Below are 20,363 nucleotides of genomic sequence, written 5' to 3'. Positions count from 1 at the left end.
GCCGCCGCCGCTCACCCGGTCGCCATGCCCCACAGCAGATAACCGTTCAGCCCGACGATCACCGCCGCAATGGCCCAGGCGAGCGCCGACAACCAGCGCGGAGCGACGAAGCTACCCATGTAGCCGCGGTTGGCGGTGAAGGCGACGAGCGGGATCACCGCGAAGGGGAGCTGGAGGCTGAGGATCACCTGGCTGAGCACCAGCAGTTCGCCGGCACCCCGGTCGCCCGCCGCGCCGACGACCAGCACCGCGGGCAGGATCGCGAGCGCGCGGGTCACCAGCCGACGCAGCCAGACCGGCAGGCGCAGGTCGAGGAAGCCTTCCATCACGATCTGCCCCGCAAGCGTACCGGTGACGGTCGAATTCTGCCCGCTGGCGAGCAGCGCGATCGCGAACACCGCGCTCGCCCCGCCCACCCCCAGCATGGGTGCCAGCAATTCGTGCGCCTGCTCGATCTCGGCCACCTCGGTGCGGCCGGCGGTGTGGAATGCGGCCGCGGCGAGGATCAGGATCGCGGCGTTGATGAAGAAGGCGAGCCCGAGCGCGACCGTCGAATCGATCGTCGCGAGCGTCAGCGCGCGGTGCCGCCCGACTTCCGCCTCGCCGTAGGCGCGCGTCTGGACGATCGAGGAATGGAGATAGAGATTGTGCGGCATCACGGTCGCACCCAGGATGCCGATTGCGATGTAGAGCGCGGCGGGGTTGGTCACCACTTCCGCCCGCGGGATCAGTCCGCCTGCGGCGGCGACCCAATCGGGCCGCGCCCAGATGAGTTCGAGCCCGAAGCAGACCGCGATCACGACCAGCAATGCGGCGATGAATGCCTCCAGCTGGCGGAAACCGTAGCGTTGCAGCGCGAGGATCACGAACACGTCGAGCCCGGTCAGCACCACGCCCCAGACGAGCGGCAACCCGAACAGCAGCTTCAATGCAATCGCGGTGCCGAGCACCTCGGCGAGGTCGCACGCGATGATCGCAATCTCGGCGAGCAGCCACAAGGCGATCCCGAACGGCTTCGACGTGCGCGCGCGGCACGCCTGCGCCAGATCGTGCCCCGCGCCGATGCCGAGCCTCGCGGCGAGCGATTGCAGCACGATCGCCATCAGGTTGGAGCACAGCACGACCGACAGCAGCAGGTACCCGAACGCCGACCCGCCCGCGATGTCGGTCGCCCAATTCCCCGGGTCCATGTAGCCGACCGCGACGAGCCAGCCCGGCCCGACGAAGGCGAGCATGGTGCGCCAGAAGCCCGCGCCCTCCGGCACCCGGATCGAGGCGTAGCTGTCCGCCAGGGAGCGCGCCGGCGCGCGGGGCTGCGAAGGGGACGGCAACGACATCGGCGACGCTCATGCGGGAGAAGCGAGCCGGGTTCAACGCGCGATCTGCCGCGTGCGACGAGCGGGCCCGGTCACCTGCCTTCATGCCGCTCGGGTGCCCTGCCGCGTGATGTTGCGTTGCTGCGCACGTGAGGCGGGGAATGCCGCCGCTTCGGCCATTGCGTGTTCATCCGCGCCGCCGCAAGAAGGAGCCATGAGAATGCTTCCCGCCCTCGCCGCCGCGCTCGCCGGCACCATCGCCCTCGCCGCGCCCGCCCAGGCCGCGCAGCCGATCAACGGCCGCTACGTGACCGAGGACGGGGCCGCGCTGGTCGAGGTGGGGCCGTGCGGCGGCAAGACCTGCGGCCGGATCGTCCGCGTGCTCAAGCACACGCCGGGTGCGGCGGCGACCGACGTCAACAACAAGGACAAGGCGCTGCGCAGCCGCCCGATCGTCGGCATGCCGGTGCTGTCCGAATTCACCGACGCGGGCGACGACTGGCGCGGGCGCATCTACGATCCGCGCAACGGCAAGACCTACAAGTCGATCGTCAGCCGCAACGCCGACGGCACGCTGAAGGTACAGGGCTGCATCGCATTCCTGTGCCAGACGCAGACCTGGCGTCCGGCGCGCTGAGCCCGCCAACGTCCGCGCACGGCAGTGCCGCTCGCGGATGGATTGCCCGTCAACGCCTCTCCCGCGCCACCTCTTGCGGGTGCCGCATCGTGCCGGCCGCATCGTACCAGCGGCGTGCGACCGGCCGGTCTCCCGGCGGCCGTTGCTGTCGCGCAGCCCTCAATGTCGAGCGAACGTGAGCGCTGCTTCGAACGATCGGCGCTGCAAGCGCGTGTTCGCGCCCACGTTGCATTCGGCTGCGCGGTTCGTGTAGAGGCACGCCCATTCGCAAGGACCCGGTGAAATTCCGGGTGGCTATGCCGGCCGCCGATCCGCCGGACAACATCACACATGCAGACCAGTTTCAGCGCCCTGATCGGCGCCATGTGCCTTGATGTGGGAATTTCCATGAACATCGATCTCACCACCTATCGCCGGCAGTGGTTCACTGACGGTGCCGCCGCCCGCCGCGACATCATGGCCGGCATCGTCGTCGCGCTGGCGCTGATCCCGGAGGCGATCGGCTTCTCGATCATCGCCGGCGTCGATCCGCGCGTCGGCCTCTACGCATCGGTCGCGATCGCGATCACGATCTCGCTGATCGGCGGGCGACCCGGCATGATCTCGGCCGCGACGGCCGCCGTTGCGGTCGTCGTGATCCCGTTGGTTCGCGATCACGGGGTCGATTACCTGTTCGCCGCGACGATCCTGATGGGGCTGATCCAGATCGTCGCGGGGCTGCTGCGTCTCGATCTCGTCATGCAGTTCGTGTCCCGCTCGGTCATCACCGGCTTCGTCAACGCGCTCGCCATTCTGATCTTCCTGGCGCAGCTGCCACAGCTGACGAACGTCGGTTGGCAGACCTACGCGATGGTCGCCGGCGGCTTGGCGATCATCTACGGCTTTCCGCGCATCACAAAGGCGATCCCGTCGCCGCTGGTCGCGATCCTGATCCTGAGCGCGGTGAGCATCGGCTTGGGTCTGTCAGTCAACACGGTCGGCGACATGGGCAAGCTGCCGGAAGGATTGCCCGATTTCGCCCTGCCGAACGTGCCGCTGACGCTCGACACCTTGCGCATCATCTTGCCCTATTCGCTGACGATGGCGGCGGTCGGGCTGCTCGAGTCACTGCTCACCGCGCAGATCGTCGACGACATGACCGATACGGACAGCGCCAAGCGCGTCGAGTGCGGGGGACAGGGAGGCGCGAACATCGTCGCCGCGCTGTTCGGCGGCATGGGCGGTTGTGCGATGATCGGGCAATCGGTCATCAACGTCACCTCGGGTGGGCGCGGCCGGCTGTCGACCTTCGTCGCCGGCGCCTTTCTGCTGTTCCTGCTGGCGGTGCTCGGTCCATGGGTCGGGCGCGTGCCGATGCCCGCGCTGGTCGCCGTCATGATCATGGTGTCGATCGGCACGTTCAGCTGGAACTCGATCGCCAACCTGCGCCGCCATCCGCCGACCTCGTCGATCGTCATGCTGACGACCGTCGTCGTTGTGGTCGCGACGCGCGACCTGTCGCTCGGCGTCCTCGCCGGGGTGCTGCTGTCGGGTATCTTCTTCGCCGGCAAGGTGCAGCGGATGTTCTCGGTGACGCGCGAGGAGACCGCAGATGGTACGGAAGCGACCTACCGGGTCTCCGGCGAGATCTTCTTCGCGTCGGTCGACCGGTTCACCCGGGCCTTCCAGGCCGAAGGCCCAGCCCGGCGCGTCGTGATCGATGTGACGGCCGCGCACTTCTGGGACATTTCAGGGGTGGGCGCACTCGACAAGATCGTCGCCCGCCTGCGCCGCGACGGGCGCTCGGTCGATGTAATTGGCTACAATCGTGCCAGCGCCGACATCGTCGACCGGTTCGCGTTGCACGACAAGACCGGCGTGGAGATGGGGCTCGCCCCGCATTGATCCGCCCCTGATCGGTTCGTGCCCCCCCTCAAACCGGTGCCGCGTCGGGCCCCGCGCCATAATGGTGCCAGGTGAAGATCGCCGCGGCACCGCGGTGGGGACGCCACGCCTCGGCCAGTTCGCGCGTCAGCTTCTCGCTCGGGCGCGCATCGTGGCCCAGAATGCGGCCGACCTCGATCTGCACCGCCAGGTCGCCCGCGGGCCAGATGTCGGGGCGGCCTTCAGCGAACAGCAGGTACACCTCGGCCGACCAGCGTCCGATGCCCTTGACGCGGACGAGCTGCGCGATCGCCTCCTCGTCGTCGGCGGCGAGATGCGCGAGGTCGAGCCGGCCGCTCGTCACCTCGTCCGCCAGGCTGCGCGCGTAGCCGGTCTTCTGACGCGAGAAGCCGCAGGCGCGCAACGCCTCGTCGCTCGCCGCGGCGATGATCGCAGGGTCGGTCGGGTCGCCGATCTGCTCCTCCAGCTTGCGCCACACCGCATCGGCGGCGCGCACGCTCACCTGCTGCCCGACGATGGTGCGCAGCAAGGTGGCATAACCGCGCTGGCGAATGCGCGGCGCCGGATAGCCGACACGCGCGATCGCGGCGGCGATCGCGGGCTCGATCGCGGCCAGCGCGTCCAGCCCGGCGCGCAGATCGCCTTCGCTCAGGCCCATCGCGGAACCCGTTGCGCCCACCATTGCTCGGGCACGCGCGACGCGGCATGGAGGCCGGCACCAATCGGAGACAAGATCATGCCCAAGCTTATCGTCGTCACGCGCGAGGGGGAAGAACGCGAGATCGATGGCGAGGTCGGCCTGTCGGTCATGGAAGTGATCCGCGACGCCGGCATCGACGAGATCCTGGCGCTGTGCGGCGGTTGCTGCTCCTGCGCGACGTGCCACGTCCACGTCGACCCCGCCTTCGCCGATCGCTTGCCCAAGATGAGCGAGGACGAGAACGACCTGCTCGACTCGTCCGCCGACCGCGACGCGGGTTCGCGCCTGTCGTGCCAGATCCAGTTCACCTCCGCACTCGACGGGCTGAAGGTGCGGATCGCCGAGGAGGATTGATGCCGATCGGGCGCGGTCGATGGCCGCGCCCTTTTCGCCGCGTTCAGCCGCGCGCGGCCACGGCGTAGAGCGCGATCGCGGCGGCGTTGGACACGTTCAAACTCTCCACCTTGCCCGAAATCGGCAGCCGCGCGAGTTGGTCGCAATGCGCCTCGGTATTCTGCCGCATCCCCTCGCCCTCCGCGCCCAGCACGATCGCGGGGCGCGTCTCGCCCAGTTGCTCGGCGAGCGTCGCGGGCGCGTGGCCGGTCAGGCCGATGCGCCAGAAGCCTGCCTCGCCGATCTCGTCGAGCGCGCGCGCGAGGTTCACGACGCGCACCCACGGCACCACCTCCAGCGCGCCCGAGGCTGAGCGCGCGAGCACACCCGATTCGGGCGGCGCGTGGCGATCCTGCGTGACGATGCCGAGCGCGTCGAACGCGGCGGCCGAGCGCATGATCGCGCCGACGTTGTGCGGATCGGTGACCTGATCGAGCACGATCAGCGGGCGGCGGTCACCCTCGCCTTGCGCCAACAGGTCGCCCAGCCAGATTTCCTCGAGCGGATCGACTTCGGCGACCAGACCCTGGTGCGGCGCGTCGTTGGGGACCAATCGACCCAGATCGGGCGCTTCGGCGAACACGACCGGCATCGACGACGGCAGGTCGAGCGACGACAAGGCTTCGCGCGTGCCCCACATCTTACGCACCACCCGTTCGGGATTGGCGAGCGCGGCGGTGACCGCGTGGCGGCCCCAGAAGCGCGGGCGGTTGCCTTGCGTCTGGCTGGGGCGATGACCGCGGCGCGCCATCAGCGCGGAAACTTCGTGAACTGCATGCGCGCGTGCCTATGCCGCGCGCCGCGCGCGTGCAAGCGCGCGGCATTTGCGCGTCCCCGGCGCGAAGGGGCTTGCGCGGTGCCGCGCACGCCTCTAGGAGCCGCCTTCTTCGTCGCTTCCGCGGCGTCGACCAGCGGCCTGACCAGCCGCCTGCACCGCGCGATCCGCGCCGTGCAGCAGGTGCCGGACCAACGTCCGGCGCGACCCGGATGGAAGGGTGGCCGAGTGGTTAAAGGCAGCAGACTGTAAATCTGCCCGCGTGAGCGTACACTGGTTCGAATCCAGTCCCTTCCACCACCTTTTCTGAACGGACCCGCGTCGGGACGACAACCCGCCAGCGACACACCCGCTGACCTGCCGATCACCTGCATCAACGATGTTGCTGGCCTGCGCTGGGATCTCACGCCGGCTGCCCCGCCCGGGCGCACGATCTGGCGTTCGGCGCCCGACACATGCGCAGCAACATACCGCAACATTAATTTCTCGTCACACGGACCGGAGTGCAGTTGATCTCCGTTAAGCGGCCATCGGCGGCATCAAGCCGTGCGTGGTTGTGCAGGGGTTGATGATGGACGGAATGGCATTCCTGATAGGATTCACGATCCTGTCGCTCGGATCGCTCGCGATCTACGTGACGGGCAGCAAGGAGCCGCCGTCCCGGCACCACACGTTGCTGCACGCCAGTGTGCCGTTCATCGCCGCGACCGCCTATCTTGCCATGGCCTTTGGCATCGGCACGCTGATCAAGTTCGACGGCACCGCGACCTACCTCGCACGTTACGCCGATTGGTCGGTGACCACGCCGATCCTACTGGCCAGCCTCGTCCTGCTCGCCTTTCACGAGCGCGGTTCGACCGGCGAAGTCGGCGGCTATCTGACCGCGATCATCGTGCTCGACGTACTGATGATCCTGACGGGTCTGATCTCCTCGGTCGCCGCAGTGCCGGTGGTAAAATGGGTTTGGTATCTGTGGTCGTGCGTCGCGTTCGCGGGCGTTTTGTACCTGCTGTGGGTGCCGCTGCGCGCGCGCGCGATGGAGCGCGGCGAGGCGCTCGGCAGCGCGTACATCAAGAACGTCGGCTTCCTGACGGTGGTGTGGTTCCTGTACCCGATCGTCTTCCTGGTCGGTCCCGAAGGGCTGAAGATCATCAACGACCCGACGTCAGTGTGGGCGATCCTGATCATGGATGTGGTCGCGAAGGTCGCTTACGCCTTCTTCGCCGCCAGCAACGTCGACAAGGCGCTGCGCGAGCACAACCACCGGCGCACGGTCGCGTGAGCATGGCGGCGCCGTCGATCGGCCGGCCGCAGTCCGATCGATCGGTGGCGCACGGCCGGCTCGCCGCACTTGGCTGGAGCGTACTGGGGGTGGCCGCGATCGTCGCCTCCTTTGCGCCTCTGCTGGTGCAGCTCGGTTATGCGATCGTCGCGGTGGGCGTGATCGGCATGGCGCACGGAGCGAGCGATCTCGCGATCGTCGACCGCGCGCGCCGCCCTGGCTTTCTCGCGCTCTACGGTGTCGTATCGCTCGTCTGTCTGTGGTGGTGGACCGCCGAACCCGCGGTCGCGCTGCCATTGTTCTTGCTCGCCTCGGCGATCCACTTTGCGTTGGAAGATGCACCGTCTGGAACGGTTGCCGAACGAGCCGCGCGCGGTGTCAGCCTGATCGCGACGCCGGCCGTGCTTCATCGCGCATCGCTGCACGACTTGCTGGTGATCGCGGGCGGCCCCGATGCCTTGGTGCAACCGTTGGTTACTGCGCTGGCGCTCACCGGCGGGATCACCGCTGTCGCGCTGTTGCTGCTAGCCTGGCAGCGCCGCGACGCGCGGCTGGCAACCGGCACGCTTGCCCTGCTCGTCTTTCCGCCGCTGATCGGTTTCTCGCTCGGGTTCCTGATCCTTCACGCGCTGCCGCAGACGGCGGCCCGGCAGCAGCGGATCGGATGCGCGTCGACGCTCGACTACGTCCGCGCGGTGGCACCGATCCTGCTGCTCGCCTTCGTGCTCGCGGGAGTGGTCGGCGCGGTGCTGCTGCGCGTGGATGAGAGCGGGGTGCGCGCGCTATTCGCCGCGATCGCCGCCCTGGCGGTGCCGCATCTGCTCGTCACGCCGTGGTTCGCGGGCGAGCCGGAAGCCGCCCATCTGCGCACCGCCTGACGTTCGCGCCTCAGCTGCGCGAGGCCTTTTTGCCCGACAGCGCCGACAGAACCCCCCGCATCGTGCGGACTTCCTGGCTAGTCCAGCCGGGCTTGGTCAGCATGGTGCGGATCGTCCGCTTCGAGGTCGGCACGCGATCGGGCGGGAAGAAAAAGTTCGCCGCCTCCAGCATCGCGTCGAGCTGCCCGATCATGCCTTCCAACTCGCCGTGCGGCGCGGGCGGATCGAGCGTCACCTCGGGCGGGCTGGCGAGCGCGACGTGCTTCGACCATTCGTAGGCGACGAGGATCACCGCCTGCGCCAGGTTGAGGCTGCCGAACTCAGCGTTGATCGGCACCGTCACGATCGTGCGCGCCAGCGCAACGTCATCGGTTTCCAGCCCCGAGCGTTCGGGGCCGAACAGGATCGCCGAGCCGCCCGGCTCGGCGTGGATGGCGCGCGCGGCGGCCTCCGGTGTCACGACGGGCTTGGTCACGCCGCGCTTCCTCACCGTGGTCGCGTACACGTGCGCGCGATCGGCGACTGCGTCCGCCACCGTGTCGAACACGCGCGCGCGCTCCAGCACGACGTCGGCGCCGGAGGCAGCGGGGCCGGCAGCAGGATTGGGCCAGCCGTCGCGCGGCGCGACGAGCCGAAGGTCGGTGAGCCCGAAGTTGAGCATCGCACGCGCGGCCTTGCCGATGTTCTCGCCCAGTTGCGGGCGCACGAGAACGATCGCGGGCGGCGGCACGGCGCCGTTGGGCTCGTGAGAGATAGGGTCGGTCACGTCGCTCATCCGCGCGCGGCCTCCTCGACGGTGCCGGCGAATTCCTCAAAATCGCGCGCCTCGCTGAAATCGCGGTAAACGCTGGCGAAGCGGATGTACGCGACCGAGTCCAAACCCTTGAGCCCGTCCATCACCATCTCGCCGATCCGCTTGGAGGTGACCTCGCTGTCGCCGGTCGTCTCTAACTGACGCTGGATGCCGCTGACCAGCTTCTCGATCGCGAGCGCGTCGATCGGCCGTTTGCGCGCGGCGATCGACACCGAGCGGAGCAATTTCTCGCGGTCGAAGGGTTCGCGGCGGTGCTCGCTTTTCACCACCACGAGGTCGCGCAACTGAATCCGCTCAAACGTCGTGAAGCGCGCCGCGCAGCCCTCGCACTGACGACGGCGCCGGATCGCGGCGCCGTCGTCGGTGGGGCGGCTGTCCTTTACCTGGCTGGCCTCATGGCCGCAGAACGGACAGCGCATTCAGTCCTTGCGCTTCGCATAAGCGACCGCGGCACCGGCGATCGCGCCGAGCACGGGGCCGACGACCGGCAACGGAATCGCGACGATCGCACCAATCGCGCTGTACTTGGCCATCTTCTTGCCCAGGCCCGGCGTCGCTTTGATCTCGCCCTGGATTTCATCGAACTTCGACACAGTTTGTTACCCTTCGTAGATCGGGAAGCGTGCGCAGAGATCGCGCACGCGACCACGAACGTCCGCCTCGACCTCGGGGTCCCCGTGCTCGCCCTTCTTTGCCAAACCGTCGAGCACGTCGGCGACCATGTTGCCGATCTCGCGGAACTCAGCCGGCCCGAACCCGCGCGTCGTGCCGGCGGGCGAGCCGACGCGGATGCCGCTGGTCTTGACCGGGGGCAAAGGATCGTTGGGGATGCCGTTCTTGTTGCAGGTGATGCCGGCACGCTCCAGCGCCTCGTCGGCGTCGCGGCCGGTCACGCCCAGCGGCGTCAGGTCGACGAGTGCCAGATGCGTGTCGGTCCCGCCCGAGACGAGGTCCGCGCCGCGCTCCTTCATCGTCGCGGCGAGCACCTTGGCATTCTCGACCACGGCGGCTGCATACGCCTTGAAGTCGGGGCGCAGCGCCTCGCCGAACGCGACCGCCTTGGCGGCGACGACGTGCATCAGCGGACCGCCCTGCAATCCCGGGAACACCGCCGAGTTGATCTTCTTCGCGATCGCCTCGTCGTCGGTCATCACCATGCCGCCACGGGGCCCGCGCAGCGTCTTGTGCGTGGTGGTGGTGACGACGTGCGCGTGACCGAACGGCGTCGGGTGGACGCCGCCCGCAACCAGGCCTGCAAAGTGCGCCATGTCGACCATGAAGGTCGCGCCGGCCTTGTCCGCGATTGCCCGGAACCGCGCGAAGTCGATGTGGCGGGGATAGGCGGAACCGCCGGTGATGAGAATGCGGGGCTTGTGCTCCATCGCGAGCGCCTCGACCTGGTCATAGTCGATCAGATGCGTATCGGGGGTCACGCCATACTGTACCGCGTTGAACCACTTGCCGCTCATCGCCGCGCGCGCGCCGTGCGTCAGGTGTCCGCCCGCGTCGAGGCTCAACCCCATGATCGTGTCGCCGGGCTTGGCGAGCGCGAGCATCACCGCGCCGTTCGCCTGCGCGCCCGAGTGCGGCTGGACGTTGGCGTACCCGCAACCGAACAGCTGCTTCGCGCGCTCGATCGCGAGCACCTCTACCTCGTCCGACGGCGCACAACCCTGGTAGTAGCGCTTGCCGGGATAGCCCTCGGCGTATTTGTTGGTGAAGACCGAGCCCTGCGCCTCCAACACCGCGCGGCTGACGATGTTCTCGCTCGCGATCAGCTCGATCTGCGTCTGCTCGCGCGTCAGTTCGTGCTCGATGCCCGCGAACACCGCCGCGTCGGCGTCGGCGAGGCCACGGGTGAAGAAGCCATCTGGCTGGACATCGTTGGCGACGATCGGATTGCTGCTCATGCGGGGTCCTTCAGCTTGTCGACGCGCGCGCAATGGCGGCCGCCGAGGAAATCGGTGGACAGGAACGCGGACACGCAGGCGCGCGCCATTTCGGGGCCGATCAGCCGCGCGCCCATCGCGATCGCGTTCGCGTCATTGTGGCTGCGCGCGAGGCTCGCCGACAGCGGCTCGGCGACGAGCGCGCAGCGTACCGCCGGGTTACGGTTGGCCGCGATCATGATGCCGATCCCCGAACCGCACAGCGCGATGCCGCGCTCAGCGCGCCCGTCCGCCAGCGCTTGGGCCAGCGCATAACCGTAGTCGGGATAGTCAACGCTGCCGTTGCCGTGTGTGCCGAGGTCGAGCACTTCATGCCCCTCGTCGCCCAGCCATTGGACGAGATCGGCCTTCATCGAGACGGCCGCGTGATCGGATGCGATAACGATGCGCAAAGGGGTGGGACACCTTCGTGGTCGAGATGATCGGAATGCGCGGCTCCATAGCCCCGCGCGCGCGTAAACGCCACCCGGAACGCTTGCTCGGGCGTGGGTGTTCGTCAGCGGTCATGAAGCAGATCGCGCCGCTCGCCCTACCCCTTGCCCTGACGCTCGCCGCCTGCAACGGCGCGCCGCCGTCGACCACCAGCAACAGCATGACCAGCGCGGGCGCGACCGAGCCCGCGGCGGACAACATCGCCGCGCCGGTCGCGATGCCGACGTCGGATGCGTCACCCGCTCCCGCCGCGTCGCCGCCTGCTGCGCGTACCGCGCGCGACTATGCCGGCCGCTGGATCGGGGTTGAGGGCATGGTGCTGACCGTGAAACCCACGGGCGCCGCGACCGCCGACCTGAACATGCGCTGGGGCCTCGACGCCGACATGGCCGGCACCTACCCCGCGAGCGTAACGCCCGAGGGGCTGCGCTTCACCAGGGGCGGCGAGACGCTGCTGCTGCGCCCGAGCGACGGTGACGCCACCGGACTGAAGTGGATGGCGGGCAAGAAGAACTGCCTGACCGTCAGATCGGGCGAGGGTTACTGCCGCGCCTGAATGGCAGCGGCGAGCGCGAGCGTGCGGCGCGCTTCCTCCAGGTGGAGCCGCTCGACCATCTTGCCCTCGACTCGGATCGCGCCGCGCGCGGCGTGTTCGGGTAGGTCGAACGCCGCAACCACCGTCTCGGCCCAGGCGATCTCCGCAGACGCGGGCGAGAACACGCGGTTGGCGGCGGCGATCTGCGCTGGGTGGATCAGCGTCTTGCCGTCGAACCCCCATTCGAGCCCTTGCGCGCACTCCGCCTTGATTGCGGCCTCTTCGTCCAGCACGTTGATCACGCCGTCGAGCGCGACCAACCCCGCCATTCGTGCGGCGAGCACGACTTGGGTCAGGATCGGCAGCAGCGGCGCGCGTGTCTTGCCGGGGCGGCAGCGCAGTTCCTTGGCGAGATCGTTGGTGCCGACCACCAGCGCGGCGAGCCCGACGTCCTGGCTCGCATCGACGATCTCGGGCAGGTTGACGACACCACGCGCGGTTTCGACCATCGCCCATAGCGGCGTGTCCCCACCCAGCGCCTGCCGCGCCGCGTGCAGCGCCGCCACGTCGGACACCTTGGGCAGCAGCACCGCGTCCGCGCCGCTCGCGCCCAGCGCCGCGAGATCGTCCGCGCCCCATTCGGTGTCGAGCGCGTTGGCGCGCACTATCAGCTCGCGATGCCCGAACCCGCCCGCGCGCACCGCCGCGACCGCCGCGTCGCGCGCGCTCGTTTTCTGCTCGGGCGCGACCGCGTCCTCCAGGTCGAGGATGACGACGTCGCACGGCAGGTCGCGCGCTTTCTCCACCGCGCGCGCGTTCGATGCGGGCATGTAGAGCACGCTGCGGCGCGGGCGGACGGGCGTGGATTCGTCGTTCACTGGCTGTCCTCCGTCGCCGCGGCGCGGGCCGGGCAAATCGTTACCCGTTCCATGAAGATGCCGTCGCCAGGGTCAAGGGCGCCCGCATCATGGCATGCCCGTGAAAGAGCCGAACTCCGCGATCAGGGCCTCGGCAGGCGTGAAGCGCGCCCTCACGCCACCGCGTGGCGCCACACGGACACTTCGCCCTCGCGTGCGACGTGCCCGACGTGCCCCACCGACTCGGCAACGCCGTCGGTGAGCCACGTCATCAACGCGAGATCGTCGGCGCGCACCTTGGCGAGCGTGCGCTGCCCGGCGGGCGTGCGCGCCACCACCACTCCGCCCCTCGCCGATCCGTCGCGCGCGTAGAAGACGGTGTAGGTCTCGATCGTCGCCGGGCCGTCATAGTCCTTGACCAGTTCGGGCACCGCGCCGCGCGCCGCGTCGGCTGCCGCCTGCACATCGAAGTCGTGCGGCTCCCCCGCGCCCGGCAGTGGATGCGTCGCGAGCACGATCGCGTGGTTGTGCGTCGCGTAGCCGCCATTGGCGTAGAGCAACCCCGTCTCCCCCTCGCCACCGCGCAGTGCGTCAACCATCTCGGCGACCGCGTGGCTCATGTAATTGCCGATCGGCCCGCCGCCGAAGGTCAGGCCGCCGAACACGGTTGCGGGACGATCGACCGGCCAGCCGATCACGCGCCGCGCCATCTTGGGCACGCAGGGAAAGCAGGAGTAGAGTTCGACCAGGTCGAGCGTCGCCGCGTCGACCCCGTTCCATGCCAGTGCATGCTGGAGGCAGGCAGCCATGCTCGGCGACGCGTCGTACCGGTCGCGCGCGAGGAAATCCTCCGGCTCGTGCGCGCTGGCGCCCCGCCCGACATAGACGATCCGCGCTTCCGCCACGCCGCACCGCCGCGCTTCGGCCAGGCTGGTGACGATGAACCCCGCGCCCTGGTTGACCGACGAATTGGCGACGGTCAGCTTGGTATAGGGAAAGGCGATTGGCCGGTTGTCCGCGCCCGGCGTCACGATCTCTTCGGGCGTGCGAGCCGTATGCAGCCATGCCGCGGGAGTCTGCGCCGCGATTTGCGAGAAGCGCGACCAAATCTCGCCCGTCTCGCGCTGCGCTTGCCGGAGCGTCTGCCCCCAAGCGGCGCGCGCTGCATTCTCGTACAAGGGGTAAACGTCGACCGGCGCGCTTAGACCGTATTGGCGGCGATATCCGGGCTTCGCTGCATCGGTCAGTGTACGCAGCGGGTTTTGCGCCGCGACATCGGTCTTCGCCGCCGCCGCCGCGCGCGCGCTCGCGGTGCGCAGCGCCTCCGCGCCGACGACGACCGCGATCCGCCCCTCGCCGCGCGCGATCCGGTTCGCCGCTTCGTTCAGCAGCAGGATCGGGCTGTCGCCGTTCGGCCCGACCGACTCATAAGCCAGCGCAGGATGTGCACCGATCGCTGCCGCAACCTTGTATGCCAGCGGATTGTGCCCCCGAAAGCTGATCTGCTGCACCACCGCGACCAAGTCGGCATCGCGCAGCCAGCCGCCACCGGCATCGCGGTCGGCCTCGTCGAGTGCCGCCTGCATCAGCGCGAGCGGCTCCATGCCCTCGGCCGGGTCGCGCGGACGGTCGTTGACCTGCCCGACGCCGACGATCACCGCGACGCGTTCGGGATCGACGCTCACGAGGCGGTCCACACCGGCGCGCGCTTTTCGGCGAAGGCGCGTGGCCCCTCGCGCGAGTCCGCGCTGGAAAAGACGATGCGGCTTTCCGCGCGGTTCTGCGCCCATGCCGCCTCCTCGCGCGCGACGCGGCCGTCGACGATGCCGAGCGCCATCCGCTTCGACGCCTGGACCGACACCGGCGCATTGGCGACGATCCGCGCGGCGAGCGCGAGCGCGGTGTCGAGCAGCGCGTCGGCGGGCGCGAGCGCGTTGACCAGCCCGAGCGACAGCGCGCGCTCCGCGGTGATCGGGTCGCCGGTCAGCATCATTTCCATCGCGATCTTCTGCGGGATCTGCGCGGGCAGGCGGAACACCCCGCCCGCCGCCGCGAACAGCCCGCGCTTGGGCTCGGGCAGGCCGAAGATCGCGGTATCCACCGCGACGACCAGATCGCAGGCGAGCGCGATCTCCAGCCCGCCACCCAACGCCGAGCCGTTGACCGCAGCGATGACCGGGGTCGAGATCGGGTGGCTGACGATGCCGGCAAAGCCCCACGCCTGCTTGGCCGCGTCGTCGGGCGCCAGCCGCTCGCCGCGCGACAGCGCGACTAGGTCGGCACCGGCGCAGAATGCCTTGTCGCCCGCGCCCGTCACGATAACGCACCGGATCTCCGGGTCGGCGTCCGCCGCCTCCAGCGCGTCGCCCACTCCCTCGTGCACCGCTGCGTTGACCGCGTTACGTGCCTCGGGTCGGTTGATCGTCACGATCATGACATGGTCGCGCCGCTCGACCAGCACCGCGTCGTTGCCGGATGTCGTCATCTGCCTATCCCTCGCTCACGCCGCCACTTCGATCGTGCCCGCCTGTTCGAGCCGCGTGATCTCCGCCTCGCTCAGGCCCAGCCAGTCGGCGAGCACGTCGGCACTATGCTCGCCCAGCCGCGGCGCCGGGCGCTGTTCGGGTGTGGCGAGACGCGAGCGCGCGGGCGCGGCCTCGACCGTCACCGGCTGCGCGAGCAGCGGATGCGTCGCAGTGCGAAAGGTGCCGAGCGCCTGAAACTGCGGCTGGTCGGGCAATTCGACCACCCGCAGCATCGGCGCGGCGGGGACGCCCGCGGCTTGGAGCAACGCCGCCGCCTCGCTGGCGGTCCGCGCGCGTGTCCAAGCGGAGAGCGCGAAGTCGCGATCATTGATCGAGTCGTCGTGTCCGATGACACGCGCGACCGCCTCTTCCCCGGCCGCGTCGCGCGCGGTGACCACGACCCACTCGTCGTCTCCCGCCGCCGGATAGATGCCCCACGGCCAGGCGCGCGCCGGCTCGGTTATGTCGGCACCCGCGGCACGCGCGGCAAACAGGGGTGCGAGATGCCCCATCATCACCTCCATCTGGCTGACGCTCGCGCGCCCGCCCGCGCCCGTCCGCATCCGCCGGATCAGCAGCGCGAGCGCGCCCGCCGCCCCAACACGCGCGGCAACGTGGTCGGGATAGACGGTCACGCCGTCGGAGAAGCTCGCCGGGTCGTCAGGGTACACCCACAATTTCGACAGCCCCGCCGAGCAGCGTACCAGCGGACCATAGCCACCCCGCCTGCTCCACGGCCCCGTCGCGCCGAAGGCGGAGCTGTCGACGCTGACCAGCCGCGGGTTGAGCGCGCGCAAGCGATCGGGCGAAAAGCCGAGCGCGTCGAACGTGCCGGGCTTGAAGTTCGAGAGCAGCACGTCGGCCTCGCCCACCAATCGCGCGAACAGCGTTTTGCCCGCGTCGGCGCGCAGGTCGATCGACAGCCCGCGCTTGTTACGGTGCCCGGCGGCGAAGGTGATCGAGACGGGCGCATCGTCGCGCGACTGGCGCTGGCCGTCGGGAAAGGCGCCGTTCTCCACCTTGATCACGTCCGCGCCCAGATCGGCGAGCAGCCGCCCCGTCTCCGCGCCGACGACGATCACCCCCATGTCGAGCACCTTCAGCCCCGCGAGGGGGCGGTCGGCGGCGGGCGGCGGCGTCCAGTGCCCGCGCGGTTGATCGAACGCTACCGGGTCGCTCGACAGATCGGGTGCGCCGCCGCGCGGGCCCGTGCGCTGGCCGTCGATCTCCACCGCACCATCGGGCATCGGCACCGGAATGCCCGCCACCGCGACCGGCTTGAACGCGCCGCGCGCGACAATCTGTTCGTTCGCGATCCCCTCGTCGAGGTCGAGCAGCGCCGCGGCGGGGACGCCGTGCGCCGCTGCCTCCGCCTCCACCTCGGCGCGCGTCTTCGTCGCCAGCAGCGCGGCAATCGCGGGGATCAGGTCGGGCGAGCGGAAGCGCGTCTGCAACTTCTCCCATTCGGACCCCGCAAAGGCATCGGGCCGCCCCATCCATTCCCACATCCCGCGCCACTGCCGCGGCGCCATGATGCACAGCCGGACATAACCGTCGGCGCACGCGATGATCGGGTAACGGTGCCGCTCGTCGAAGCGGCCGCGCGACATCTTCCACAGCGGCACGCCCGATTGCGCGCTGCCCGCAATCCCAAAACCGGGGTCGAGCGCGGCCATCCCCGCCTCGATCAGCGCGACGTCGACATGATCGCCGCGCCCGTCGCGCAACCGCTGGATGAACGCGGCGAGCGTGATCACCGCCGCCTGCGTCGCCGCGGCGTGGAGGAACAATTCGCCCGGCGGCAACAGCGGTGCGCGATCGGGCAGTCCGGAGCGCGACAATCCGCCCGACAATGCATGGAGCACCGGATCGGTCGCGCGCCAGGTGCGCCAAGGCCCGACCTGCCCAAAATCGCTGAGCGACACGACGACCAGCCCCGCATGGCGCGCGGCGCGCGCGGCGGGATCGAGCGCGGCGTGCGCGTCGCTGCCGGGCGCGCTGTTCTCGATCAGGATATCGGCGTCGGCGAGCAGGGCGTCGAACGACGGGTCGGTGACCGCCATCGCAACCGCGCGTTTGCCGAGGTTGGCGGCTGCAAACAACAGGCTCTGGCCGTTGAGCATCGGCCCTTCGCGTCGTTCCGCGCCGCCGCCCGCCGGCTCGACGCGGATCACCTCCGCACCCAGATCGGCGAGCAACCGCGCAGTGTGCGCCATCGTGCCAGACACGCACTCCACCACGCGCATCCCCGCGAGCGGCCGGTCGAGCGTCTCCGCGGCTCGCACTTGCGCGTCGCTCATTGCGGCCACACCAGTTCGCGCCGCCCGGTGCTCTCGCGGTAGAAGGCGAGGATCGCGCGGTCCTCCTCGCTTCCCGGCGCGACGCCGGCATGATGCGTAATCAACGCGCGCGACAGCGTCGCCCATGCCTCGTCGAGCTCACTGAGCGTCATCCCCTCGCCCGTCGCGGGGGCGGCATCACCCAGCAGCGTACGCATCGCCGCGATGTCCGCCAGCCGCCACGCCGCCGCTTGGTCCGCCTCCTGCGCGCCCAGCACCGCGAGCAGCCCCGCGACCGTCATCATCGCGCCGCCGTACGCGTCGTGCGTGGCAGCCGCCGCGCCCGCGCCCAGCCCGACCAGCCCCGCGCCGGTCAGCACGTCGCCCAGATCGCTCACCGCCAATCCTCCAGTTGCGCGGCGATGATCGCGTCCTGCCGCCGCGCGGTGTACCAGCCCGAGATGCCGAGCACGGGGTCGGTGCGCCCGCCCGCCACGAACTCGGCGAACGCCGAAGTCCAGATCGCGCGGCCCTTGACCGCATTGAACAGCGACCACCACCGCATCGCGTTCGGGTCGACCGCGAGCCCGCTCGCCGCCCGCCACGTGTCCAGTGCGCGTGCGCGCGACGTCATGCCGCACACGCAGCCGGGCTCGAAATGGTCCCAGATCGGATCGAGCGCCCAGCCGAGATCCTCCAGCGGGTCGCCCAGATGCGCCATCTCCCAGTCGAACATCGCGAGCATCCCGCCCGCACCGTCGTGCATCACATTGCCCGAACGATAATCGCCGTGGACGATCGCGATCTTCTGCGCGGGCGGCGGCGGTTCGCGGCGCAGCAGCCGGATCGCGGCGCGGACCACCGGCATCGGCTGCGCCTCATCCTCGTCCAGCACGGCTTCCCAATAATCGAGCGCGACCTGCCACGCCCGGTTGGGCGCCGGCGTCTCCAGATACGCGGCGAGCGGCGTGCCCGCCGGATCGAGCGCGGCGAGCCGCCCGAGCGCGGTAAAGAACGCAGCGCCCAGCCGCTCGCCATGCTCGCCGAACGGCGCGCGCGTGAACGGGCTCGCCACCTCGCCGCCCTCGATACGCTCCATGATGAAGAACGGCCGCTCGAGTTCGGCGCCGTCGCGTTCCAGCGCGACCGCGCGCGGCACCGGGACGACGCCCGCCGCACTCTGATAGGCGCGAAACTCGGTCTCGCTCTCGGTATCGATCAGGCTGCCGCCCGGATCGCGCCTGAGGATCAGCCGATGCGTCTCGCCGTCCGCGTGCGCGTCGAAGCGGTAGGTCTCGCGGCTCGCCCCGCCGGGGATGCGCGCCAGCCCCTCGACCATGACCGGCGTCGACCAGAGGCGCGACAGATAGGCGGTGAGCGCGTCGGCGGAGAGCGGGGTGCCCGTCATGCCGGATCGAGCACGCCGTTGAAGCCCGATGGCGCATGCGGGCCAAGGACGAGCTGTTCGAGCACGCCCTTGCCGCGGCGAACATGGCCATCGGGTTCGGTCATCGTCACGCCGACCGATGCCTGGACGTGGAGGTGGTGCGGCTGCATCGGCGCGAGTTCGTCCGCCCGGAAGTCCTCGCGCCCCACGGTCAGCGCCTCACCGTGGCTGATGCCGTGCCCCCAGCGCGGGTGGCCGTAGCCGAGCCCGAGCATCATGAACGTCTCGCCGATGTCGAACGCGACCCGCGTCTCGCCGCGCGCGTCGCGCAAGGTGAGCGACGCGGTGCGCGCGCGGCGCGTGCCGGGCTGCCACGCAATGTGGAATGCGGCATCGTCATAGTGACGCTCGTCACCCTGCCCCCCGCCCTCGGGCTTCCACACTGCGCGGCGGTTCCATGCAGCACCATGCGCGTCGTCGTTGGTGTGGAAATACAGGTCGCCGCCTTCCATCACGCACGGGCTCCACAGCCAGAAGAATTGCGGAGGCAGCGCGGGGCTGGCGGGCTGCGCGTCGGCGGCACCGATCGGGCGCACGCCCCACGAGCGGTCGCGCGTGCCGATCCAGCCCGACACATCGTGGCGTTCGCCGTCGACCTCGACCCAGCCGGTGTAGCGGCCGTTCTGCGTCATCCGCGTCACGTCCATCAGCGTGCGCGGGCCGTTGCGGCGCGTGAAGCGCGGCTCCTCAAGCGGAAAAGCGCGGCCGGTAAAGGTAAGGTCGGCGCGCACGCGCTCGTCGGGTGCATCCACCGTCACGCGCAGCACGCGCAGCGGCTCGACTACCTCGATCGCGACGGGTCCGACGTGCAGGTCCATCCGCTCCATCGCGAGCCCGCGGCTGGCGTGGAGGTTGACCTGCCGCCCATCCTTCAACCAGCAGAAGCTCGCGTCGGTGACGTTGATGTGCGGGTAGACGCCGAACGCGACCGCGAAGAAGCCGTCGTCGCCGATGCCCGGTGCGTAGCCGTTGAAATAATAACGATCGTAGAGATTGCGGTCGGTCCCGGCAAAGGCGACCGGCTCCGCCGTCTGGTGGATCGGATAATCGTCGCCCTTGGTCAGGACCATCGCCGGCACCTCTCTCAGCGGCGATCTGGCGTCACCGTGGGCGCGAAGTTGGACCAGCCGGCGATCGGCTGTCAACGCTTGGATAACAAAAGTTACGCGACGCTGCTGCGCGCCACCTTCACCAGCAGCGCGTCGAGCGCATTGAGGAATCGCGAGCGATCCGCCGCCGAGAACGGCGCGGGTCCGCCCATCTGCTCGCCGCCCGCGCGCAGATCGGCCATGATCGCGCGCGTCGCGATCGCGCCACCGATCGACGCGAGCGTGAACGGCTTGCCCGTCGGTGCCAGCACGCTCGCGCCCTTCTTCAAACAGCGGTCGGCAAGCAGGATGTCGCTCGTCACGACGATGCTCCGCGCGTCGGCTGTTTCGGCGATCCAGTCGTCGGCGGCGTCGAAGGCGTCACCCACCACCACGCGGCGGATCTGCGGATGCGCCGGCACGCGCAGCCACTGGTTGCTGACCACCACCACGCCCGCGCCGGTGCGATAAGCGACGCGGTAGATCTCCTCCTTCACCGGACACGCATCGGCATCGACCAGGATCGTGAGCGCGCCCGAGGTGCCCGCGCTCATCCTTCCGCTCGCTTCCAC

General features: G+C 69.7%; 22 protein-coding genes, 1 tRNA gene and 1 other annotated feature. Of the genes, 7 read left to right on the top strand and 16 right to left on the bottom strand.

The window, feature by feature from the left end:
- Positions 1 to 11 precede the first annotated feature (11 nt).
- Positions 12 to 1,337: an Nramp family divalent metal transporter gene (locus tag Q0579_RS17910; protein ID WP_298815200.1), complete on the bottom strand. Its 1,326-nt coding sequence runs from the start codon at positions 1,335 to 1,337 to the stop codon at positions 12 to 14.
- A 193-nt stretch (positions 1,338 to 1,530) separates the two neighbouring features.
- Between Q0579_RS17910 and Q0579_RS17905 the strand changes: the two genes are divergently transcribed.
- Positions 1,531 to 1,953, top strand: a complete 423-nt coding sequence (locus Q0579_RS17905; protein WP_298815197.1) for a DUF2147 domain-containing protein — start codon at positions 1,531 to 1,533, stop codon at positions 1,951 to 1,953.
- Positions 1,954 to 2,221: 268 nt separating this feature from the next.
- Positions 2,222 to 2,277 (top strand) — a sequence feature (sul1 is cis-regulatory element that is thought to sense ions involved in sulfur or methionine metabolism; They are found in Alphaproteobacteria).
- Positions 2,278 to 2,340: 63 nt separating this feature from the next.
- Positions 2,341 to 3,837 (top strand): SulP family inorganic anion transporter, encoded by a 1,497-nt coding sequence (locus tag Q0579_RS17900; protein ID WP_298815194.1) that lies wholly within the window; start codon positions 2,341 to 2,343, stop codon positions 3,835 to 3,837.
- Positions 3,838 to 3,865: 28 nt separating this feature from the next.
- Here Q0579_RS17900 and Q0579_RS17895 read toward each other — a convergent pair whose 3' ends face one another.
- Positions 3,866 to 4,495: a DNA-3-methyladenine glycosylase 2 family protein gene (locus Q0579_RS17895; RefSeq protein ID WP_298815191.1), complete on the bottom strand. Its 630-nt coding sequence runs from the start codon at positions 4,493 to 4,495 to the stop codon at positions 3,866 to 3,868.
- 78 nt (positions 4,496 to 4,573) lie between these two features.
- Here Q0579_RS17895 and Q0579_RS17890 point away from each other — a divergent pair, with 78 nt between their 5' ends.
- Entirely contained in the window at positions 4,574 to 4,891 is a 318-nt protein-coding gene (locus Q0579_RS17890) for a 2Fe-2S iron-sulfur cluster-binding protein (RefSeq protein WP_174194074.1), read from the top strand.
- Between the two features lie 43 nt (positions 4,892 to 4,934).
- Here the strand turns inward: Q0579_RS17890 and rlmB are convergent, their stop codons facing one another.
- Entirely contained in the window at positions 4,935 to 5,681 is a 747-nt protein-coding gene (gene rlmB / locus Q0579_RS17885; protein WP_298815183.1) for a 23S rRNA (guanosine(2251)-2'-O)-methyltransferase RlmB, read from the bottom strand.
- A 238-nt stretch (positions 5,682 to 5,919) separates the two neighbouring features.
- Between rlmB and Q0579_RS17880 the strand changes: the two genes are divergently transcribed.
- From Q0579_RS17880 to Q0579_RS17870, 3 genes are all read left to right on the top strand, one after another.
- Positions 5,920 to 6,005 (top strand) — tRNA-Tyr (locus tag Q0579_RS17880).
- A 280-nt stretch (positions 6,006 to 6,285) separates the two neighbouring features.
- On the top strand, positions 6,286 to 6,987 hold the full coding sequence (locus tag Q0579_RS17875) for a bacteriorhodopsin (RefSeq protein ID WP_298815180.1): 702 nt from the start codon (positions 6,286 to 6,288) through the stop codon (positions 6,985 to 6,987).
- A 2-nt stretch (positions 6,988 to 6,989) separates the two neighbouring features.
- The gene (locus tag Q0579_RS17870; RefSeq protein ID WP_298815177.1) at positions 6,990 to 7,865 is read left to right on the top strand and encodes a Brp/Blh family beta-carotene 15,15'-dioxygenase; all 876 of its coding nucleotides are present in this window, start codon (positions 6,990 to 6,992) and stop codon (positions 7,863 to 7,865) included.
- A 10-nt stretch (positions 7,866 to 7,875) separates the two neighbouring features.
- Here the strand turns inward: Q0579_RS17870 and Q0579_RS17865 are convergent, their stop codons facing one another.
- From Q0579_RS17865 to rpiB, 5 genes are read right to left on the bottom strand one after another with little or no spacing between them, the layout of a single operon-like run.
- Complete coding sequence (locus Q0579_RS17865) at positions 7,876 to 8,631, bottom strand: RNA methyltransferase (protein ID WP_298815174.1); 756 nt, start codon at positions 8,629 to 8,631, stop codon at positions 7,876 to 7,878.
- A gap of 5 nt (positions 8,632 to 8,636) precedes the next feature.
- Positions 8,637 to 9,098, bottom strand: coding sequence for a transcriptional regulator NrdR (gene nrdR / locus Q0579_RS17860; RefSeq protein ID WP_219769906.1), 462 nt, complete (start codon positions 9,096 to 9,098; stop codon positions 8,637 to 8,639).
- The gene (locus Q0579_RS17855; protein ID WP_219769905.1) at positions 9,099 to 9,272 is read right to left on the bottom strand and encodes a hypothetical protein; all 174 of its coding nucleotides are present in this window, start codon (positions 9,270 to 9,272) and stop codon (positions 9,099 to 9,101) included.
- A gap of 6 nt (positions 9,273 to 9,278) precedes the next feature.
- A complete protein-coding gene (gene glyA, locus Q0579_RS17850) occupies positions 9,279 to 10,589 on the bottom strand; it encodes a serine hydroxymethyltransferase (protein WP_298815163.1) in 1,311 nt (436 codons plus the stop codon).
- Positions 10,586 to 11,020, bottom strand: coding sequence for a ribose 5-phosphate isomerase B (rpiB, locus tag Q0579_RS17845; RefSeq protein WP_298815160.1), 435 nt, complete (start codon positions 11,018 to 11,020; stop codon positions 10,586 to 10,588). The genes glyA and rpiB overlap by 4 nt, the downstream gene beginning before the upstream one ends.
- A gap of 113 nt (positions 11,021 to 11,133) precedes the next feature.
- Between rpiB and Q0579_RS17840 the strand changes: the two genes are divergently transcribed.
- Complete coding sequence (locus Q0579_RS17840; RefSeq protein ID WP_298815157.1) at positions 11,134 to 11,616, top strand: hypothetical protein; 483 nt, start codon at positions 11,134 to 11,136, stop codon at positions 11,614 to 11,616.
- On the opposite strand, the gene Q0579_RS17835 is transcribed toward Q0579_RS17840, so the two are convergent.
- From Q0579_RS17835 to Q0579_RS17800, 8 genes are all read right to left on the bottom strand, one after another.
- Entirely contained in the window at positions 11,601 to 12,473 is an 873-nt protein-coding gene (locus Q0579_RS17835) for a CoA ester lyase (RefSeq protein WP_298815154.1), read from the bottom strand. The genes Q0579_RS17840 and Q0579_RS17835 overlap by 16 nt on opposite strands.
- A 152-nt stretch (positions 12,474 to 12,625) precedes the next feature.
- Complete coding sequence (locus Q0579_RS17830) at positions 12,626 to 14,149, bottom strand: acetyl-CoA acetyltransferase (protein WP_298815151.1); 1,524 nt, start codon at positions 14,147 to 14,149, stop codon at positions 12,626 to 12,628.
- Positions 14,134 to 14,937: a crotonase/enoyl-CoA hydratase family protein gene (locus Q0579_RS17825; RefSeq protein ID WP_298815148.1), complete on the bottom strand. Its 804-nt coding sequence runs from the start codon at positions 14,935 to 14,937 to the stop codon at positions 14,134 to 14,136. The genes Q0579_RS17830 and Q0579_RS17825 overlap by 16 nt, the downstream gene beginning before the upstream one ends.
- A gap of 15 nt (positions 14,938 to 14,952) precedes the next feature.
- Positions 14,953 to 17,277 carry a CoA transferase gene (locus tag Q0579_RS17820; protein ID WP_298815144.1) on the bottom strand — a complete coding sequence of 775 codons (2,325 nt, stop codon included), beginning with the start codon at positions 17,275 to 17,277 and terminating at the stop codon, positions 14,953 to 14,955.
- Positions 17,274 to 17,654, bottom strand: a complete 381-nt coding sequence (locus Q0579_RS17815) for a hypothetical protein (RefSeq protein WP_298815140.1) — start codon at positions 17,652 to 17,654, stop codon at positions 17,274 to 17,276. The genes Q0579_RS17820 and Q0579_RS17815 overlap by 4 nt, the downstream gene beginning before the upstream one ends.
- Entirely contained in the window at positions 17,651 to 18,664 is a 1,014-nt protein-coding gene (locus Q0579_RS17810) for a phosphotransferase family protein (protein WP_298815137.1), read from the bottom strand. The genes Q0579_RS17815 and Q0579_RS17810 overlap by 4 nt, the downstream gene beginning before the upstream one ends.
- Complete coding sequence (locus tag Q0579_RS17805) at positions 18,661 to 19,773, bottom strand: hypothetical protein (RefSeq protein WP_298815134.1); 1,113 nt, start codon at positions 19,771 to 19,773, stop codon at positions 18,661 to 18,663. Before Q0579_RS17805 ends, Q0579_RS17810 begins: the two co-directional genes overlap by 4 nt.
- Positions 19,774 to 19,865: 92 nt before the next feature.
- The gene (locus tag Q0579_RS17800) at positions 19,866 to 20,345 is read right to left on the bottom strand and encodes a YaiI/YqxD family protein (protein ID WP_298815131.1); all 480 of its coding nucleotides are present in this window, start codon (positions 20,343 to 20,345) and stop codon (positions 19,866 to 19,868) included.
- Positions 20,346 to 20,363: the final 18 nt, after the last annotated feature.

Origin of the sequence: uncultured Sphingomonas sp., assembly GCF_936927845.1 — a bacterium.
In the GTDB taxonomy this organism is placed as follows: Bacteria; Pseudomonadota; Alphaproteobacteria; order Sphingomonadales; family Sphingomonadaceae; genus Sphingomonas.
Note: the sequence above shows the minus strand (reverse complement) of the source record. Positions and strands in the feature narration are given on the sequence as shown.

Bases quoted from the DNA above. Each gene is read 5' to 3' on its own strand.
- Q0579_RS17910 (WP_298815200.1), bottom strand. From the start codon at position 1,337: ATGTCGTTGCCGTCCCCTTCGCAGCCCCGCGCGCCGGCGCGCTCCCTG.
- Q0579_RS17905 (WP_298815197.1), top strand. From the start codon at position 1,531: ATGAGAATGCTTCCCGCCCTCGCCGCCGCGCTCGCCGGCACCATCGCC.
- Q0579_RS17900 (WP_298815194.1), top strand. From the start codon at position 2,341: ATGAACATCGATCTCACCACCTATCGCCGGCAGTGGTTCACTGACGGT.
- Q0579_RS17895 (WP_298815191.1), bottom strand. From the start codon at position 4,495: ATGGGCCTGAGCGAAGGCGATCTGCGCGCCGGGCTGGACGCGCTGGCC.
- Q0579_RS17890 (WP_174194074.1), top strand. From the start codon at position 4,574: ATGCCCAAGCTTATCGTCGTCACGCGCGAGGGGGAAGAACGCGAGATC.
- rlmB (WP_298815183.1), bottom strand. From the start codon at position 5,681: ATGGCGCGCCGCGGTCATCGCCCCAGCCAGACGCAAGGCAACCGCCCG.
- Q0579_RS17875 (WP_298815180.1), top strand. From the start codon at position 6,286: ATGGCATTCCTGATAGGATTCACGATCCTGTCGCTCGGATCGCTCGCG.
- Q0579_RS17870 (WP_298815177.1), top strand. From the start codon at position 6,990: ATGGCGGCGCCGTCGATCGGCCGGCCGCAGTCCGATCGATCGGTGGCG.
- nrdR (WP_219769906.1), bottom strand. From the start codon at position 9,098: ATGCGCTGTCCGTTCTGCGGCCATGAGGCCAGCCAGGTAAAGGACAGC.
- glyA (WP_298815163.1), bottom strand. From the start codon at position 10,589: ATGAGCAGCAATCCGATCGTCGCCAACGATGTCCAGCCAGATGGCTTC.
- Q0579_RS17840 (WP_298815157.1), top strand. From the start codon at position 11,134: ATGAAGCAGATCGCGCCGCTCGCCCTACCCCTTGCCCTGACGCTCGCC.
- Q0579_RS17825 (WP_298815148.1), bottom strand. From the start codon at position 14,937: ATGACGACATCCGGCAACGACGCGGTGCTGGTCGAGCGGCGCGACCAT.
- Q0579_RS17820 (WP_298815144.1), bottom strand. From the start codon at position 17,277: ATGAGCGACGCGCAAGTGCGAGCCGCGGAGACGCTCGACCGGCCGCTC.
- Q0579_RS17810 (WP_298815137.1), bottom strand. From the start codon at position 18,664: ATGACGGGCACCCCGCTCTCCGCCGACGCGCTCACCGCCTATCTGTCG.
- Q0579_RS17805 (WP_298815134.1), bottom strand. From the start codon at position 19,773: ATGGTCCTGACCAAGGGCGACGATTATCCGATCCACCAGACGGCGGAG.
- Q0579_RS17800 (WP_298815131.1), bottom strand. From the start codon at position 20,345: ATGAGCGCGGGCACCTCGGGCGCGCTCACGATCCTGGTCGATGCCGAT.